The sequence below is a fragment of the Pseudomonas sp. COW5 genome, from assembly GCF_026240005.1.
Lineage (GTDB): Bacteria > Pseudomonadota > Gammaproteobacteria > Pseudomonadales > Pseudomonadaceae > Aquipseudomonas > Aquipseudomonas kribbensis.
In genome coordinates this window covers 4,325,899-4,343,414 of the sequence record NZ_JAPHVP010000001.1, presented here as the reverse complement: position 1 = coordinate 4,343,414, position 17,516 = coordinate 4,325,899, and the positions used below count along the sequence as shown (strand labels likewise).

General features: G+C 61.9%; 19 protein-coding genes. 13 read left to right on the top strand and 6 right to left on the bottom strand.

Translation table 11 applies throughout. The features are described from left to right. Nucleotides 1-47: 47 nt before the first annotated feature. The 9 genes from OQ248_RS19805 to OQ248_RS19765 all read left to right on the top strand — a co-directional run bounded on the left by OQ248_RS19805 (nt 48) and on the right by OQ248_RS19765 (nt 7,462). Nucleotides 48-923 carry an alpha/beta hydrolase gene (locus OQ248_RS19805; protein ID WP_265813712.1) on the top strand — a complete coding sequence of 292 codons (876 nt, stop codon included), beginning with the start codon at nt 48-50 and terminating at the stop codon, nt 921-923. Between the two features lie 299 nt (nt 924-1,222). After that, the gene (locus tag OQ248_RS19800; RefSeq protein ID WP_265813711.1) at nt 1,223-2,422 is read left to right on the top strand and encodes a PepSY domain-containing protein; all 1,200 of its coding nucleotides are present in this window, start codon (nt 1,223-1,225) and stop codon (nt 2,420-2,422) included. Continuing rightward, the gene (locus tag OQ248_RS19795; protein WP_265813710.1) at nt 2,419-2,961 is read left to right on the top strand and encodes a thiamine pyrophosphate-binding protein; all 543 of its coding nucleotides are present in this window, start codon (nt 2,419-2,421) and stop codon (nt 2,959-2,961) included. The genes OQ248_RS19800 and OQ248_RS19795 overlap by 4 nt, the downstream gene beginning before the upstream one ends. Continuing rightward, entirely contained in the window at nt 2,958-3,290 is a 333-nt protein-coding gene (locus tag OQ248_RS19790; protein ID WP_265813709.1) for a hypothetical protein, read from the top strand. The genes OQ248_RS19795 and OQ248_RS19790 overlap by 4 nt, the downstream gene beginning before the upstream one ends. Beyond that, nucleotides 3,287-3,853, top strand: a complete 567-nt coding sequence (locus tag OQ248_RS19785) for a DUF6162 family protein (RefSeq protein WP_265813708.1) — start codon at nt 3,287-3,289, stop codon at nt 3,851-3,853. Before OQ248_RS19790 ends, OQ248_RS19785 begins: the two co-directional genes overlap by 4 nt. Before the next feature lie 35 nt (nt 3,854-3,888). Beyond that, nucleotides 3,889-4,818, top strand: coding sequence for a metal ABC transporter substrate-binding protein (locus OQ248_RS19780; protein WP_265813707.1), 930 nt, complete (start codon nt 3,889-3,891; stop codon nt 4,816-4,818). Continuing rightward, on the top strand, nt 4,815-5,663 hold the full coding sequence (locus tag OQ248_RS19775) for a metal ABC transporter ATP-binding protein (protein WP_265813706.1): 849 nt from the start codon (nt 4,815-4,817) through the stop codon (nt 5,661-5,663). The genes OQ248_RS19780 and OQ248_RS19775 overlap by 4 nt, the downstream gene beginning before the upstream one ends. Then, complete coding sequence (locus tag OQ248_RS19770) at nt 5,663-6,562, top strand: metal ABC transporter permease (protein WP_119429585.1); 900 nt, start codon at nt 5,663-5,665, stop codon at nt 6,560-6,562. The genes OQ248_RS19775 and OQ248_RS19770 overlap by 1 nt, the downstream gene beginning before the upstream one ends. After that, the gene (locus OQ248_RS19765; protein WP_265813705.1) at nt 6,563-7,462 is read left to right on the top strand and encodes a zinc ABC transporter substrate-binding protein; all 900 of its coding nucleotides are present in this window, start codon (nt 6,563-6,565) and stop codon (nt 7,460-7,462) included. Nucleotides 7,463-7,533: 71 nt separating this feature from the next. On the opposite strand, the gene OQ248_RS19760 is transcribed toward OQ248_RS19765, so the two are convergent. The 5 genes from OQ248_RS19760 to OQ248_RS19740 form a co-directional block, all read right to left on the bottom strand. After that, the gene (locus tag OQ248_RS19760) at nt 7,534-7,758 is read right to left on the bottom strand and encodes an MbtH family protein (protein WP_065257038.1); all 225 of its coding nucleotides are present in this window, start codon (nt 7,756-7,758) and stop codon (nt 7,534-7,536) included. 83 nt (nt 7,759-7,841) lie between these two features. Then, the gene (locus OQ248_RS19755) at nt 7,842-9,254 is read right to left on the bottom strand and encodes an aspartate aminotransferase family protein (protein WP_265813704.1); all 1,413 of its coding nucleotides are present in this window, start codon (nt 9,252-9,254) and stop codon (nt 7,842-7,844) included. A 143-nt stretch (nt 9,255-9,397) separates the two neighbouring features. Beyond that, nucleotides 9,398-9,883: a GNAT family N-acetyltransferase gene (locus OQ248_RS19750; RefSeq protein WP_265813703.1), complete on the bottom strand. Its 486-nt coding sequence runs from the start codon at nt 9,881-9,883 to the stop codon at nt 9,398-9,400. A 101-nt stretch (nt 9,884-9,984) separates the two neighbouring features. Then, a complete protein-coding gene (locus tag OQ248_RS19745; protein WP_265813702.1) occupies nt 9,985-11,307 on the bottom strand; it encodes an ATP-binding protein in 1,323 nt (440 codons plus the stop codon). Continuing rightward, entirely contained in the window at nt 11,307-11,987 is a 681-nt protein-coding gene (locus OQ248_RS19740) for a response regulator (RefSeq protein ID WP_114884486.1), read from the bottom strand. Before OQ248_RS19740 ends, OQ248_RS19745 begins: the two co-directional genes overlap by 1 nt. Nucleotides 11,988-12,290: 303 nt before the next feature. On the opposite strand from OQ248_RS19740, the gene OQ248_RS19735 reads away from it, so the two are divergent. From OQ248_RS19735 to dsbG, 4 genes are all read left to right on the top strand, one after another. Beyond that, nucleotides 12,291-12,962 (top strand): hypothetical protein, encoded by a 672-nt coding sequence (locus OQ248_RS19735; protein ID WP_265813701.1) that lies wholly within the window; start codon nt 12,291-12,293, stop codon nt 12,960-12,962. A 124-nt stretch (nt 12,963-13,086) separates the two neighbouring features. Next, on the top strand, nt 13,087-14,820 hold the full coding sequence (dsbD, locus tag OQ248_RS19730; RefSeq protein ID WP_265813700.1) for a protein-disulfide reductase DsbD: 1,734 nt from the start codon (nt 13,087-13,089) through the stop codon (nt 14,818-14,820). Next, complete coding sequence (locus tag OQ248_RS19725; RefSeq protein WP_265813699.1) at nt 14,820-15,695, top strand: TlpA disulfide reductase family protein; 876 nt, start codon at nt 14,820-14,822, stop codon at nt 15,693-15,695. The genes dsbD and OQ248_RS19725 overlap by 1 nt, the downstream gene beginning before the upstream one ends. Then, nucleotides 15,671-16,441: a thiol:disulfide interchange protein DsbG gene (gene dsbG / locus OQ248_RS19720; protein ID WP_265813698.1), complete on the top strand. Its 771-nt coding sequence runs from the start codon at nt 15,671-15,673 to the stop codon at nt 16,439-16,441. Before OQ248_RS19725 ends, dsbG begins: the two co-directional genes overlap by 25 nt. A gap of 33 nt (nt 16,442-16,474) precedes the next feature. Here dsbG and OQ248_RS19715 read toward each other — a convergent pair whose 3' ends face one another. Continuing rightward, nucleotides 16,475-17,512, bottom strand: coding sequence for a hypothetical protein (locus tag OQ248_RS19715; protein ID WP_265813697.1), 1,038 nt, complete (start codon nt 17,510-17,512; stop codon nt 16,475-16,477). Nucleotides 17,513-17,516 lie beyond the last annotated feature (4 nt).

Below are 17,516 nucleotides of genomic sequence, written 5' to 3'. Positions count from 1 at the left end.
GGCGATTTCAGGATGCAGGTCAACCGCCTGAATAAAGGATCTCCCCGATGTTTGCCGGATTCGTCAAAGACCAGCGCCACGTCAATGGCGTGGACATCACTTATCGCCTCGGCGGCAGCGGCCCGGGCCTGTTGCTGTTGCACGGGCACCCGCAGACCCACGTCATCTGGCACAAGGTCGCCGAGCAACTGGCCGAGCATTTCACCGTGGTTGCCGCCGACCTGCGCGGTTACGGCGACAGCAGCCGACCACCCGCCGATGAGCGGCACGCCCACTATTCCAAGCGGGAAATGGCCCGCGACGGCGTGGAACTGATGAAGGCGCTGGGCTTTACGCAATTTTCGATCCTCGCCCACGACCGTGGCGCCCGGGTCGCCCATCGTCTGGCCCTTGATCACCCTGCTGCCGTGCAGCGCATGGTGCTGCTGGACATCGCGCCGACCCTGGCGATGTACAGCCAGACCAACGAGGCCTTCGCCCGGGCCTACTGGCACTGGTTTTTCCTGATCCGTCCGGCGCCGCTGCCGGAAACCCTGATCGAGGCCGATCCCGAAGGCTATCTGCGCAGCGTCATGGGCAGCCGCAGCGCCGGGCTCAAGCCGTTCACTGACGAAGCGTTTGCTGAATATCTGCGATGCCTGAGCCTGCCCGGCAGCGCCCGTGGGATCTGCGAGGACTACCGGGCCAGTGCCGATATCGATCTGGAACACGACCGCGCCGACCTCGATGCCGGCCATCACCTGAGCTTGCCGCTGCTGGTGCTGTGGGGCGCCGAAGGCACGGTCGGGCGTTGCTTCGATCCACTCAGGGAATGGCAGCAGGTGTCCACCGACGTGCGCGGCAAGTCCTTGCCCGCCGGGCATTACCTCGCTGAAGAAGTCCCAGAGCTGTTGCTCGCCGAGGCGCTGCCGTTCCTGCGCTGAGCGATCAATCCAGACGACACATTTCCCTCTGTGGGAGCGAGCCTGCTCGCGAAAGAGGCTTTCAGCGAATCATCACCTGACAGATCGCTATCGCGAGCAGGCTCGCTCCCACAAGGGATAGTGAGATTGCGGTCGCGAAACATTTACTTTCATATCCTCCATCGGGATTTGCTTCGGTCATCCGTCTTATAGAGATGCGGGCCGGTCGCGCAGGCAAAAGCCACGACCGGCCCTTCAGGGACTCCCGCGCTGCGAAGCCCGTAGCGCCGAGCCCCCTCACCGAATCAAGACCCGTCATCATGTCGAAGAAATCCCGCTCGAAACTGTGGTTCCTGGTACACAGCTGGCTGGCGTTGCCGATCTGGTTTTTTGTCCTGATTGTCTGCGTCACCGGCACCCTGGCGGTGGTCAGCCAGGAAATCGTCTGGCTGGCCAACCCGCAAATGCGCGCCAGCGCCCCTTCGGACGACGCACCCCGCCTGAGCTATGACCAGATCCTCGCCGAAATCAAAAAAGCCGAACCGCAGATCGTGGTGCAAAGCATCAACCGGCCAGACGAATCGCACTTTGCCCTCGACGTCGACGTCAGCTATCCCGACGGGCGCTCGCTGACGGTTTACGTCAACCCGTATACCGGGGTCATCCAGGGCACTGCACCGAATTTCAACTTCAAGGCCTTCACCCGCGCACTGCACGGGTGGTGGCTGGTGCCATTCACCAATGGTTTCAGCTGGGGCTGGTATCTGGTGTCGTTCCTCGGCCTGCCGATGCTGGCTTCGCTGGTGACCGGACTGGTGGTGTACAAGCGCTTCTGGAAAGGCTTTTTCCGCCCGACCCTGCGCTTCAATCACGGTGCACGGATCTTCTGGGGCGACTTCCACCGCTTGAGCGGTATCTGGTCGATCTGGTTCATCGCGGTGATTTCGATCACCGGCACCTGGTTCCTGATCCAGGCACTGCTGGCGGACAACCAGATCTCCATTTCCAGCGAGCCGATCATCCCCGCCATGTCCCGCGAAGCCGTGCCGCAGTCGAACGATGGTTCGCCACCGCCACGTCTCAGCCTCGACCGCGCCATCGAAATCGCCCAGACGAGAATCCCCGGCTTCGAAGTCAGCTTCATCAGCCTGCCGGGAAATGCCTATGCGCACCTGGATATCGGCGGTCGCGGCTGGTATCCGCTGATGTACCAGACCGCCACGCTCAACCCGTACAGCGGTGATGTGGCGGCTTCGCGGCTGTTGTCCGATCGCACGTCGCTGGAGTTCGTCACCGAATCCATGCGTCCGTTGCACACCGGAGATTTCGGCGGGCTGTGGATCAAGCTGATCTGGTTCTTCTTCGGTCTGCTGCTGAGCATGATGGTCCTCAGCGGACTATTGATCTGGACCAAACGCACCGCACTGGCCACCGCCAACGCCCTCAAGCGCGAGCACAAGAAACAGCGCGTCCAGGCGCAACCGGCCCTGCGTCGTGAAACGTCGGAGGTGAACCTGTGAGCAAGTCCACTACCGTGGCTCAGCCTTCACGGTTGAGCGTGATCTGGCACAAATGGCGCTTCCACATCAACGTGCTGTTGCTGCTGATCCCATTAGGCTTCATACCCAAATACTTCGCCGACGCCTCGCTGTTTCGCGGTGACAGCGGACTCGGCGAACGGGAGATCGGCGAAATCCAGGTCGGTCCCTGGAGCCTGCGACTGGCCGAATTGCGCAATCAGGCACCGATCCTGACCGGCCCCGCCGGTTACATGAAAGATTTCAGCGCCGCACTTTGTGATGCCTGTGTCGACCACGTCAAGGCGACATACCTGCGCATCGGCAAACCTCGCAGCCTGCGGGCGGCCGGAGTGATTTTCTTCGGCACACCGTACCGCATGGGCACCCAGTTGCCGGTGCCGGAAAAGACCGCCACCGACGCCGAACTGTGGATCACCATGGAAGGCTGGGACGGCAGCATGCACCAAGCCTCGATTCCGCTGAGCCAGGCCTCCCCCGCCACTATTGCCTGGCTGAACAAACAAGGAGCCAAACCATGAGCCGCCCCTCCCGTCTGAGCATGAGCACCGCATTGCTGGTGCTGTGTACCGGTTTCAGCGCCAGCACCCTGGCCCACAACCCGATGTGCGAGTGCAAGGCCATCGATGCCGAGCAGATCAAATGCACCGGCGGTTTCTCCGACGGCAGCGGCGCGCCGGGGGTGACCCTCGATGTGATCGGCTACGACGAAACCATCCTGGTGCCGGGCAAGCTCGGCGCCGATTCGACCCTGACCTTCAAGAAACCCGGCGCCGAGTTCTACGTGCTGTTCGACGCTGGCCCCGGCCACGTCGTCGAAATCGACCAAGCGGATATCGAAGCCCCATGACCACGCCGACCACTCAAATCGTGCGCCCCGCCGGCGCCGGCCACGAAACCCTCAATGTGCTGCTGATGTGCCTGCTGATCCTCGCGGTCGCCGGCTCCGTGGTGGCGTGGCGCGGGGTGTCCCACGAACCCGAACCGGTTTCCAGCCATCAGCTCGACGCCCGCCGCGACCTCGGCGCCAGCGAGCAAGGCATCTACGCCGACCTGCGAGTAACCCTCGACGAAATCCACCTGTTGCATGAAGAACAGCAAGCGCTGCCGACCCCGCAGAATCTGGCGGATGAAGGTTTCGCGCCGTTCGCCCAGGACGCCAGCTCCGTGAGCCGTGGCGGCCATGCCTGGCAATTGCTGGCCGACGCCGCCTACTTCGGCCACAGCCAGGCACCCACCGTGGCCGGCTCGTTTCTGATGCGCCTGAACGACGCTGCGCCGGACATCTGGATCAACCGCGCCGCCGATCTACAAGCGCCGACAGACCTGTCCGACGCAGCACTGACCGCTGCCGGATGGAAACAGATCGTCGCGCAATTCGATGCCGGGGTGACCCGCGAGCATCGTCATTGAACCCTCGCCTTCATTCGAGAGAAGACCGCTTGCCCATGCCTAGTTCATCTCAACGCCGCCCCTTCCTGCGCCTGCTGCTGATCGGTCTGTGCGCCTGCCTGCTGAGCCCGCTGGCCAGCGCCGATCCGGCCAAGCGCTTGCGCATCGGCATCACCCTGCACCCTTATTACAGCTATGTGGCGAACATCGTCGGCGACAAGGCCGATGTCGTGCCGCTGATTCCTGCCGGCTTCAATCCGCACGCCTACGAGCCCCGGGCCGAAGACATCAAACGCATCAGCGGGCTGGACGTGATCGTGCTCAACGGCGTCGGCCATGACGACTTCGCCGACCGCATGATCGCCGCCAGCGAAACGCCGGACATCAAGACCATCGAAGCCAACGAGAACGTGCCGCTGCTGGCCGCCACCGGAGTCGCAGCGCGCGGTGCCGGCAAAGTGGTGAACCCGCACACCTTCCTGTCGATCAGTGCCTCGATTGCTCAGGTCAACAACATCGCCCGGGAACTCGGCAAGCTCGACCCGGATAACGCCAAAACCTACACCCAGAACGCCCGCGTCTACGGCAAACGCCTGCGGCAGATGCGCGCCGACGCCCTGGCCAAACTGACCCAGGCGCCGAACGCCGAACTGCGGGTTGCCACCGTTCACGCCGCTTATGACTACCTGCTGCGCGAATTTGGCCTGGAAGTGACCGCAGTGGTCGAGCCGGCCCACGGCATCGAGCCAAGCCCGAGCCAATTGAAGAAAACCATCGATCAACTACGCGAACTGGACGTGAAGGTGATCTTCTCCGAGATGGATTTCCCCTCCACCTACGTCGAGACCATCCAGCGCGAATCCGGTGTGAAGCTGTACCCGCTGTCGCACATTTCCTACGGCGAATACACCGCCGACAAGTACGAAAAGGAAATGACCGGCAACCTCGACACCGTGGTTCGGGCGATTCAGGAGTCCGGCGCATGACTTCTAAAGAAAACCATATCGCCCGGGATATCGAGCACCCTGTGGGAGCGGGCTTGCCCGCGAAGGCGTCCGGACAGCCAGCATCATTGCCGGATGACACACCGCATTCGCGAGCAACCTCGCTCTCACACGTATCAGGCCCGACCCTGGAATTTTCCGAGGTCAGCCTGACGCTGGGGCGCACCACGATTCTGGACAAGGTCAGCTTCCAGGTGCAGCCCGGCCACGTGCATGCGCTGGTCGGCCCCAACGGCGGCGGCAAGAGTTCGCTGATCAAGACCCTGCTCGGGCAGATGCCCCATCAGGGCCGGCTCAGCCTGCAATGGCCCGGCGAGCCCGGCACCATCGGCTATGTGCCGCAGGCGCTGGAATTCGATCGGGGTCTGCCGATGACCGTCGACGACTTCATGGCTGCCATGTGCCAGCGCCGCCCGGCGTTTCTCGGCCTGAGCAAACGCTACGCCGGCGCCATTGGTGAGGCGCTGGAGCGAGTCGGCATGCAGGACAAACGCAAGCGCCGGATGGGCGCGCTGTCCGGCGGTGAGCGCCAGCGGGTGCTGCTCGCCCAAGGCCTGATTCCGGCCCCTCAACTGTTGGTGCTGGATGAACCGATGTCGGCCCTCGACGAAGCCGGGATCCAGGTGTTCGAACGCCTGCTCGGCGACTGGCGCGCGGCGGGCATCACCGTGCTGTGGATCGAGCACGACCTGGAAGCCGTCGGGCGTCTGGCCAATCGCGTCACCGGCCTCAACCGCCGGGTGCTGTTCGACGCCACGCCGCAACAGGCGCTGACCCCGGAACGCCTGCTGACCCTGTTCTCGACCCATCCACGGAGCGCTGCCTGATGAGTTACGAAGCCTTTCGTTTGATGGTTCAGGGCTGGGCGTCGTCCGGTTACCTGCCGGAAGCCCTGGCCTACGGGTTTGTGGTCAACGCGCTGCTCGCCGGCCTGTTGATCGGCCCGGTGCTCGGCGGTCTCGGCACGCTGGTGGTGGTCAAGCGCTTCGCGTTTTTCTCCGAGGCGGTGGGTCACGCGGCACTGACCGGCGTGGCCATCGGCATTCTGCTCGGCGAGCCCTACACCGGGCCGTACGGCAGCCTGTTCGGCTACTGCCTGCTGTTCGGCATTCTGCTCAACTACCTGCGTAATCGTACCGGCCTGGCGCCCGACACGTTGATCGGCGTGTTCCTTTCTGTCTCCCTCGCCTTGGGCGCCAGCCTGCTGCTGATCCTCGCGGGCAAGATCAACGTGCACATTCTGGAAAACGTGTTGTTCGGCTCGGTGCTGACGGTCAACGGCAATGATCTGGCGGTGCTGGCCATCGTCGGTTCGCTGGTGATGGCGTTGGCGCTGCCGCTGTACAACCGCATCATGCTCGCCAGTTTCAACCCGCAACTGGCGGCGGTGCGTGGCGTCGCCGTGAAGACTTTGGATTACCTGTTCGTGATTCTGGTGACGCTGATTACCGTCGCGGCAGTAAAAGTCATCGGCGCGATTCTGGTCGGCGCCCTGCTGGTGATTCCGGCGGCCGCCGCGCGCTTGCTCAGCCAGTCGCTCAAGGGCTTTTTCTGGTGTTCGGTGCTGATCGCCACGGTCAGCACGCTGTGCGGGATTCTCGCGCCCATCGTCTTCGACCTGCCGATTCCGTCCGGCGCCGCGATCATTCTCGTCGCCGGCATCGGCTTCGCCCTCGCCGCCATTGCCCGGGGCATCGTCCCCAGTCTGAAAGGGAACCTTGGATAAATGTCTTTTTCATTGCGACAACTTGCCCTGGCCATCGCCCTCAGCGGCGCCGTCTCCAGCCCTTTGCTGGCCGCCGAAAACCCCGTGCGCGTGCTGGCCTCGCTGCCGATCACCTATGGTTTGGGCGAAGTCCTGCTCAAAGGCACCGACATCAGCCTTGAACGCGCGGCGCCGACGAACCTGCCGGGCAGCCGTCAGTCCGCGTACTTCACCGGGCGCGGCGCTCCGGCACTGGACAAGCTGGCCAGCGGCGCCGATGCAGTGATCGGCGTGCGCTCGCTGTGGGCTGATGACCCGCTGTACCCGATGGCCCGACGCAGCAACATCCGCATCGTCGAAGTCGATGCCGCCCGCCCGGTGGACGGCGCCCTGCCCGGCATCGCCGTACAACCGGGGCTGAAAGTCGACGGTTTGAACAGCCAGCCATGGCTGGCCAGCAACAACATGGGACGCATGGCGGATGTGATGGCGGCGGATCTGGTGCGACTGGCGCCGAAGGACAAACCGAAGATCGAGGCCAACCTGGCCGTACTGAAACAGCGCCTTCTGAAACTCAGCGCTGACAGCGAGGCGCGCCTGGCCAGTGCCGACAACCTCAGCGTGATGAGCCTGAGCGATCATTTCGGCTATCTGATCGGCAGCCTCAATCTGGAGTTGATCGGGCAGGATCCGCGACCGGATGCCGAGTGGACACCGGAAGACCTGAAAAAATTGACTGCAACGCTCAAGGACAACGACGTGGCGGTGGTGCTGCACCATCGGCAGCCGTCGGACGCGCTGAAAGCGGCGATTACCGAGTCGGGCAGTCATCTGCTGGTGCTGAGCACCGATGCGGCGGATCCGGTGGCTGAGCTGGAAGGTAATGTGGATGCGCTGCTCAAGGGCTTGAGCGGCGCGTAACACCGAACCTCCGGACATGAAAAAACCCGCTGACTGTTTCCAGTCCAGCGGGTTTCTTTTTGGCTGAAGACTTACTGTGCAGCCGCTTGCGCTTCCATCTTCTGGCGCAGGCTCAGCGGACGCATATCGGTCCAGACTTCTTCGATGTAGGCCAGGCATTCCTTCTTCATGCCGCTCTTGCCCACGGTGCGCCAGCCTTCCGGAATGGCCTTGTAATCCGGCCAGATCGAGTACTGCTCTTCGTGGTTGACCACGACTTGAAAGAGGATGTCCTCGCGGTCGAATACTGACGTCATGCTGTGTCTCCATCGCTGTAAGGGTGGGCTGCACGGTGGGTGCAGCCGGGTATGTAGAAGGAACGTTCGGCGCGGCGAAAAATTTACAGGGCGGCGGTCGCAGCGCTCAGCGCACGACCGAAGATCTCGGCGACGCGGTCGATTTCAGTGGCGGTGATCACCAGCGGCGGCAAGAATCGAACGACCGCACCATGCCGTCCGCCCAACTCCAGGATCAGCCCGCGCTTGAGGCATTCGCGCTGCACCAGCGGCGCCAGTCGGGCGAAGGCCGGTGGATGACCAAGAGCGTCCGGTGCACCGTCCGGATCCACCAACTCGACACCGAGCATCAGGCCACGACCGCGAATGTCACCCAGTTGCGGGAAGTCGCGCTGCAGGATATGCAGATGCTCGCTCAGGCGTTCGCCCATCGCAGCGGCATGCTCGCAAACCTTGTTTTCGACCAGGTAACGCATCACCGCAGAACCGGCGGCCATCGCCATCTGATTGCCACGGAAGGTGCCGGCGTGGGCGCCCGGCTGCCAGGTGTCGAGCCAGTCGCGATAGACCACCACCGCCAGCGGCAGGCTGCCGCCGATGGCCTTGGACAGCACCACCACGTCCGGCGTGATGCCGGCGTGCTCGAAGGCGAACATCTTGCCGGTGCGGGCGAAACCGCTCTGGATCTCGTCGACGATCAGCGCGACGCCGGCCTTTTCCGTGATGCGACGCAGACCGCGCAGCCACTCGATGTCCGCCGGGATCACCCCGCCCTCGCCTTGCACCGCCTCGACGATCACCGCCGCCGGCAGTTGCACGCCGGCCTCCGGGTCGTTGAGCAGGTTTTCCAGGTAACTGAGGTTGGCCTTCACCCCCGCCGCGCCACCGAGGCCGAACGGGCAACGGTAGTCATAAGGGAACGGCATGAACTGCACGCCGTTGCTAAGCAGCGCGCCCAACGGTTTCTTCGGCCCCAGGCTGCCCATCAGGCTCAACGCGCCCTGGCTCATGCCGTGGTAACCGCCGGAGAACGACAGCACGGTGCTGCGGCCGGTGGCAGTACGCACCAGCTTCAACGCAGCTTCCACCGCGTCGGTGCCGGTCGGGCCGCAGAACTGGATTTTCGCTTCCTTGGCCAATGCTGGCGGCAGCAACCCGAACAGATCCTGAACGAATTGATCCTTCACCGGCGTGGTCAGGTCGAGGGTGTGCAGCGGCAACTCATCGGCCAGCACTTGCTGGATGGCCTCGATCACCACCGGGTGGTTGTGCCCCAGCGCCAGGGTGCCGGCTCCGGCCAGGCAATCGATGAAGGTGCGGCCTTCAACGTCTTCGACATACAGACCCTTGGCACGCTTCAGCGCCAGGGGAATGCGCCGCGGGTAGCTGCGGGCATTGGATTCCTGCTGGCTCTGACGGGCCAGCAGCGGCGATTCATTGAACTGATACAGCGTTTCCGCCGGCCCGGAGGCGATCCGGGCCGACGACTCTTCGATAAGGCTGGTGGCGACTGACATCTCTCGACCCCTCAATTCGCTATGGATAGTGACCAAAACTGCACACCGCACAGGTGCGCGTTCCGGTCCCGGGGCGCACATGCAGGTTTTCCTGTTCTGGAAACGCACCAGCACGTCGAGGATTTACACCCTTGAGCGAGTTGTCATGCCGACAGCGGCAGCGACTTGTGCATCGGCAAGCTGCGCATGCCGTGGCGAATGAGCGGCGGCGCCGATTCGCGATAACCCAGACGTCGATAAAAGGCTTCACCGGTGCGAGTGCTGGTGAGCACGGAACGGGCGCTGCCGCGAATCAGCAGCCAGCCTTCAAGGTCAGTCATCAGCGCCCGTCCGACGCCCCGGCGAAACCATTCCGGCTGCACATGACACAGCGTGATATCGCCATTGGCCAGCGCCATGCCGACACCGACCGGACGGTCCTGCAATAACGCAATGTTCAGGTAACGCTGTGGGTCGGCCAGCCAGGCGCTGATGTGTTCCGTCGATTGCTGACGAATCCAGGCGTCTACGAGGTGTGGATCGTTACGATGATCGAGTGCGCAGCCGACGCGAATCGAACGCTCGACGATGCGGCTGATGATGCCGGTATCGGCCGGGGTGGCCGGACAAATGTAGATGGATGCATCCATGGCGCTGTTTCCCTCAATCCATTGAGTCAAAGGCTGGGGCGACAATAGCGTCGCGGCCGGCGGATGACCAATGGAGAGAGGTTACATTTGATGTGCCGGGCTCAGGCCGGTTGCAGCGGCATGGTCAGCTCGACCCGCAGGCCATCCGGGCGGCTGTCGAAATGCAGGGTGCAGGCACAGCGCTGGACAATCGCCTGGACAATCGCCAGCCCGAGCCCGCAGCCGGTGCTCTGACCGTTGCGCCAGAAGCGTTGGGTCAGATGTTGCAGATCGTCCGGTGCAATCCCCGGCCCATGATCGCGCACCACGAAACGCACGCGGTTGCCGATGGTTTCCACACTCAGTTCCACGGCACCTTCTGTCGGGGTATGGCGCAGGGCGTTATCGAGCAGGTTGCGCAAGGCCGCAATCGACAACACCGCCGGCATTTGCAGCGGTGCACTGGACAATTTTTCAGGCAGGTGCAGTTTGATTCTCTGACGTTCGTCGCTGGCAGAATCCTGAATCGCCAGTTTCGCCACTTGCTCGGCGCTGCACTGCACGCCGTCGTCGAACGACAGACTGCCTTCGACCCGGGCCAGCAACAGCAATTGTTCGAGGGTGCGATGCAAACGGTCGGCGCCCTCCTCGGCCCGGGCCAGGGACTGATCGCGGGCGCTGCCGTCGGTCATGCGCGCCACTTGCAGGTGGGTCTTGATCGCCGTCAGCGGGCTGCGCAGTTCATGTGCGGCATCGCCGGTCAGGCGACGTTCACGCTCGATGGTCTTGCCGATGCGCTGGAACAGTTGGTTCTGGGTTTCCAGCAGCGGTTTCAGTTCGCTGGGGAATGACTGCAACTGCAACGGTTCGAGGGAGTCGGCATTGCGGCGCATCAAGGCTTCGCGCAAGCGATTGAGCGGCGCCAGCCCCTGACCGATCCCCAGCCACAGCAGGCACAGACAGCCGAGCAGCGCCACGCCCACCGGCACCGAGGCGGCCAGCAGGATCGACATGTTCAAGGCTTCGCGTTCGATCACCCGGTCGGCGGTGGTGATCCGCACATCGCCCCGGGCCAGGGTGAAGGTGCGCCACGGCGCGCCGTCGATCATTTGATCGTGGAAGCCCATTTTCTGCGCTTCCAGTGCCTGTTCCGGGTTGTTGTGACTGCGGGCGAGGATTTCGCCGCGCAACGAACTGACCTGACAGGCCATGCCGCCGGGAATGTTCAGTTGTTCAGCGCTGAAGTGAGTGCCCTCGCCTTTGCTCGGGATCGCCGGCAATTGCTCCAGCAACCCGGCGACCATCCGCGCCGAGGCCACCAGCCGCTGGTCGAGAGAAAACATCATCTGGTTGCGCAGGTCGCTGAGCATCCAGGCGGCCGCCAGGGCCCAGATCAGCGCGAACGCGGCGCCGAGGGTCAGACTCAGGCGCAGGCGCAGACTCATCACTTGTCGGGTTCTCCACCATCGGCCGGGCCCAGGCGATAGCCCAGACCACGCACGGTTTCGACGATGCCTTTGCCCAGTTTGCTGCGCAGGTGATGGATATGCACGTTGAGGGCGTTGCTCTCCAGTTCATCGCTGAAACCGTAGACGCTGTCCTTCAATTGCTCGGTGGACAGCACCCGGCCACGGTTGTGCAGCAGGGCTTGCAACAGGGATTGTTCGCGGCGGGACAGATCCACCGAACGGCCGGCCAACGTGGTTTCACGGCTGCTCGGGTCGTAGGTCAGCGCGCCGTGCTCGATCAGGTTGACGCTGCGCCCGGCCACCCGACGCAACAGGGTTTGTAGACGAGCGAACAGTTCGCGCAAATCGAAAGGCTTGAGCAGGTAATCGTCGGCGCCGGACTGCAAACCGTCGACCCGGTCGGTGACCGAATCCCGTGCGGTGAGGATTAATACGGGAATTTCCAGACCTTGCTGGCGCAGTTGCTGCAGCAGTTTTAGGCCGTCTTCGTCCGGCAGGCCGAGGTCGAGCACCATCACGTCGAATTCGGCAACCTTGAGGATCGCCCGGGCCTTGGAGGCGGTGTTGACGTGTTCGACCGTCAAGCCCTGGGCCGTCAGCCCGGCGACGATGCCGCTGGCGATCAACTCATCGTCTTCGCAAACCAGTACGTGCATGGGAGCTCCATGAGAAAAAATGCGAGTCAATCAGGAGAGGATTAAGCGGCAATTATGGGCACTGTTTGTGCCAAGGAAAAGCACGATCCCGAATGATGCGACCCAGGACAATGTCTTTATCAACATGAAGTACAGCACAGACAACTAAAAAACCGACAAAACAGCTTAAAACCACACAACAGACACATACAGCAAACAACAAGACAGTGCACAGAATTTATTTATCGCTATAACCTTCCAGCGCAACACAAACAAGGACAACCCGCCAGACAACAATAACCACTTATTAAAAAGGAACATTCAATGTCCAAACTCAATAACTTTGTCGCCATCGACTGGCGCTCCGGGCCGGACCGTATTTACTTCTTTCTCAAAGATAACGACACCTATTCCCGCTACGATAATGGCGACGAAAAAATCTCCGACAACTATCCAAAACCGATCAAAGGTAACTGGGAGGGGTTCGATGCCTACGCCAGGCACTTGCGCTTTGGTTTCACGCAAACACAGAGCGGCGACAAGGATATTGTCTGGTTGTTCTTTTACAATGGCGACCGCCCATGGGTTTGCGCCTATGACCAGGACAATGACAAGGCTGACGCGTTTTACAATCTTTCCAACTCTCTCTGGACGCCGATCCTGCCCTACTTTGAAAGAATCATTGCCGGTACATGGCTGGAAGCGCTCGGACACAAGTCCCTGTTTCGCTTCCTGTTGAATGATGGAACTCATCTGACATTCGATACTATAAAGCAACAAATAAGGCACGACCCCACAGCGGTATTGCACGGACTTGCGCCTTATAAACATCGCCTTGTTACTGCGGCTCAAGTTGATCCCACGTTCAGCGACAACCTCTGGTACATCTTCCTGACCAATGACCAGTTCGTGACCTACAACATGCAAAAAGGCCGGATTGAGGGAGGCGTGCACAATGTCAGTGGCAGATTCGCCGGGTTGACCCGGGGCCTCTGACTCCCCAAACCGTCTGCAATGCTGTAGCGTCGCGCAGGTTCGACGCATGGAGATGCCCGGTTAATCATCGGTTAATCGCTGCCGCCCATCGTGTTCATCACTTGCACAGGGACAAGGCTCCACCATGCGTCATATTTTTCTAATGTTTGCACTATTGATTTCGGGTCTGGCCCAGGCAGGGAACGACCCTTTTGCGACAAAACCGGAATTTCTCCCGGTCGACAAGGCCTTCGTCCTGACGTCCGAACGTCTGGATTCCGGCGAAACCCAACTGTTCTGGCAGATCGCCGACGGTTACTACCTGTATCAGAAACGCCTGAAATTCGATGGGCTGGCGGCGGAGAACGCTCCTGCCGTGCCCGAAGGCGAATCACACAGTGACGAGTATTTCGGTGAGCAACCGGTTTATCGTCAGGGCCTCGAACTGAAGATCCCGGCGACGGCCAAAGGCCAGATCAAGGTCAGCTATCAGGGCTGCGCCGACGCCGGCCTGTGTTATCCGCCGCAGACCCGGGTGATCGACCTCGGTGGCAAAGCGGCCGCTGCGGCAACCGATGAGGCACAGGATCAAGCGTTGGCCAGCGGCCTGCAACAGCACTCGCTGGGCTGGAGCCTGCTGGTGTTCTTCGGGCTCGGTCTGCTGCTGGCCTTTGCGCCGTGCTCGTTGCCGATGCTGCCAATTCTGGCCGGCATGGTGGTCGGCAGCGGTGCCACGCCACGTCGTGGTTTCGCGCTGGCCAGCAGCTATGTGGTTTGCATGGCGTTGGTCTATGCGGCAATGGGTGTCATCGCCGCGCTGCTGGGGGCGAACCTTCAGGCCTGGTTGCAAAACCCGTGGCTGCTCGGAACGTTCGCGGCGGTGTTCGTGATTCTGGCACTGCCAATGTTCGGCTTCTTTGAACTGCAACTGCCGGTGGCCGTGCGTGATCGACTGGAGCACGCCTCGCGCAGTCGCAGCGGCGGCAGCCTGGTCGGTGCGGGTGTACTGGGCGCGTTGTCCGGCCTGCTCGTCGGTCCGTGCATGACCGCACCGTTGGCCGGAGCCCTGCTCTACATCGCGCAAAGCGGCAATGCCCTGCACGGTGGATTGATCCTGTTTGCCCTCGGTATCGGCATCGGCATCCCGCTGTTGGTGCTGGTGACGGTCGGCAATCGCTTCCTGCCGAAACCCGGCGCGTGGATGAACCTGCTCAAGGGCGTGTTCGGCTTCCTGTTCCTGGGCACGGCGGTGTTGATGCTGCGTCCGGTGCTGGACTCGTCGCTGTGGCTCGCACTGTGCGGCGCGCTGCTGCTGATTGCGGCCTACAGCGCCTGGAAACAGTCCGAAGGCTTCGGCCGGGTGGCCCAGTTGTTCGGAGCCAGCTCGCTGTTGCTGGGACTGTGGGGCAGTTTGCTGGTGGTGGGTGCAGCGGGCGGCAGCGATGATCCGTTTCAGCCGTTGCAGGTGTACAGCGCCGGACGCACCGGCACGGCGGCACCCAACGGTCACGAAGCGTTCATTACGATCAAGGACCCCGCCGCCCTGCAACGCGAACTCGACACCGCCAAGGCTCAGGGTCAATGGGTGTTGCTCGATTACTACGCCGACTGGTGCACGTCGTGCAAAGTCATGGAGAAAAAGGTGTTTGGCCAGGCGCGGGTGATGCAGGCCCTGAGCGATGTGCGTTTGCTGCGTCTCGACGTTACCGATGACAATGCCGCCAGCCGCGAGCTGCTCGGCCGCTACAAAGTGCCGGGGCCACCGAGTTTTGTGTGGATCGGCACCGACGGTGAAGAGCGCCGCAGCCAGCGCATCACCGGCGAGGTCGATGCCGACACCTTCCTGCAACGCTGGACCACCACCCGAGACGCCCGTTAATGCTGACCTTCACCCTCGGCACCTTTGCCATTGCACTCAATCACCTGCTGCTGATCAGCGCCCTGGCGCTGGCAACATTCGTCGGCTGGCGGGTGGCCAAGCGCGGTGGCGATAACCCCGAGTCGGCGCTGTTCAGCCTGTTCCTGTTGGGCATGCTCGCGGCGCGCATTGCCTTCGTCGCCGTTTACTGGGGTCACTATCGCAACGATCCGTGGCAGATCATCGACCTGCGCGATGGCGGCTTTCTCGCCTGGCCGGGGGTGATCGTGCTGTTGCTGGCGGCGCTGTATCGCGGCTGGCGTCGACCGGGTTTGCGTCGACCGCTGGGTTTCGGCGTGGCCAGCGGTGTGGCGTTCTGGGTACTGGCGACCCTGTCGCTGAACATCTATGAACAAGGCACGCGCTTGCCGGACATCACCCTGCGCAACGCCGCCGGGGAAACCGTGAAACTCGCCGACTATCAGGGCGGCCCGCTGGTGGTCAACCTGTGGGCCACCTGGTGCCCGCCATGCCGCCGGGAAATGCCGGTGCTGGAAAACGCCCAGCAGCAACGCCCGGACCTGACGTTCCTGTTCGTCAACCAGGCCGAAAGCATGCAAAGCGTCGCGACCTTCCTCGAAACCCAGGGCCTGAGCCTGAACAACGTGCTGTTCGATCGCAGCGGGCATCTGGGTCAGGCCGTGGGTTCCATGGCATTGCCGACTACGCTGTTCTATAGCCCTGACGGTCAATTGCTGGCCAGCCATCTGGGCGAGTTGTCGAACGCCAGCCTGGCCCGCGCCCTGGAAAACTTCGACAGCCCGAATCCGACTACGAACGCCGCACCGGCCACCTCTGCAAGGAAACTGCCATGCCCCGCCTCCGCTACCTGCTGACGCTGTCTCTGGGCGCTGCCCTGCTGCACTTGCCGTCGGTGCAGGCCGCTGAAGAATTGCCTGATGCAATCAAGAAGATCGAAGCCAAAGGCGCAAAAATCGTCGGCCAGTTCGACGCGCCCGACGGACTGCGTGGTTACGCCGCGCAATACCAGAACCGTGGCATGGCCCTGTACCTGACGCCGGACGGCAAACACGTGCTGCTGGGCAACCTGTACGACGCCGACGGCAACGACCTGAGCAGCGCACCGCTGCAAAAACTGGTGTACGCGCCGATGGCCAAGGAAGTCTGGGCCAAGTTCGAGGCGAGCAACTGGATTCAGGACGGCAAAAAGGACGCACCGCGCACGGTGTACCTGTTCAGCGACCCGAACTGCCAGTACTGCAACATGTTCTGGGAACAGGCCCGCCCATGGGTCAAGGCCGGCAAGGTGCAGTTGCGGCACATCATGGTCGGCATCATCCGCGAGGACAGCCCGGCCAAATCCGCCGCGCTGCTGGCGGCCAAAGACCCGGCCAAGGCCCTGGACGATCACGAGAAGGCCGGCAAGGCCAGTACCCTCAAGGCCATGAAGGATATTCCGGCCGCCGTGCAGACCAAACTCGCAGCGAACATGCAGTTGATGGAAGACCTGGAATTGCAGGCCACCCCGGCGATCTTCTACATGGACGACAAGGGTGAACTGCAACAACAGCAAGGCGCGCCGACGCCGGACAAGCTGGCGAAGATTCTCGGGCCGATGTAACGATTGGCGGCTCCGGCAAACACGCCGGAGCCATCACCACTCACGCGGCTGACACCGGTCCAGGATGTCGTCCAGCTCAGCTGTCGCTTCGCGTTCGAGCAAAAACTGCGTCACCTCTTGCGACCACTCCGTATCCGATACGATGCCGGCCCAGGCATGGTTTTTTGCCGAATGGCAGGGACGATCATCGAAGTTGTTGATCAACGCCTGGTTCAAGGTTCGTACATCAAATTCCGGATTCCTTTCGCTTTGCAGCATCAGGGAATTGAACACCCGCTGTTGAGTGTCGGGATTCGGTGTGAGGGGGTAGGTTTTAGTTGAACTCAAAACGATAAACGTCGGTTTGACGCTTTCAGCCAGCGCGGCCTGCAATCGATAGTGACCGTCGATAATCACGTAAGAACACAACCCGCCGACATACCACAGCAAGACAGGAGGCAGGCTGTCCTCTCTCGCCTTCTTGCGCCACCACTTCATACGCCCTGCATATGGATCGACCGTGTGCAGACCGATCAGATTGCCCAAATCCCAGTCGAGCCACTCCACCGGTCGTGGTTGAAGATTGTCGAGAATTCCGTCACCACGAGCTGACCATCTCGGTAAATGACTTGTCATTTCTTGCTCAGTCGTGAAATACCAGTTGCTCAGACCGTCGCCACGTTGTTTTCGCACGGCCACAGGCATCATGGGCCGAGCCACCCAGTGTCCGGGATAAAGAAAGCCCGTCTGATGCTTCATCAATTGGTTGATGAAGTATCGGCTCCAGGCTTTCATTCGCTGCCCGGCGGGCAAATGACGGTGATGTTCGACTTGCGCCGAGTCGATGGCCGGAACGAGTGGCGACTCCCATTGCATCGGCAACGGGTTGCGTACCAGCCAGGCACCGTAATACGAAGTCGCTATCGTTCCCCAAAGCAAAGGGGTCTCGTTGAACATCAGTTTCAGGCGAGCATTGTTGCCCGTCCGCAGATGCAGTTGTGGTTTGCCCTGAGGGGGGCCGCTGATCTCGATGCTCAGCCCACCCCATTGTCCTTGCAGATCTTCAAGATCGCGCCAGAAGAATTGCTTCACGCCA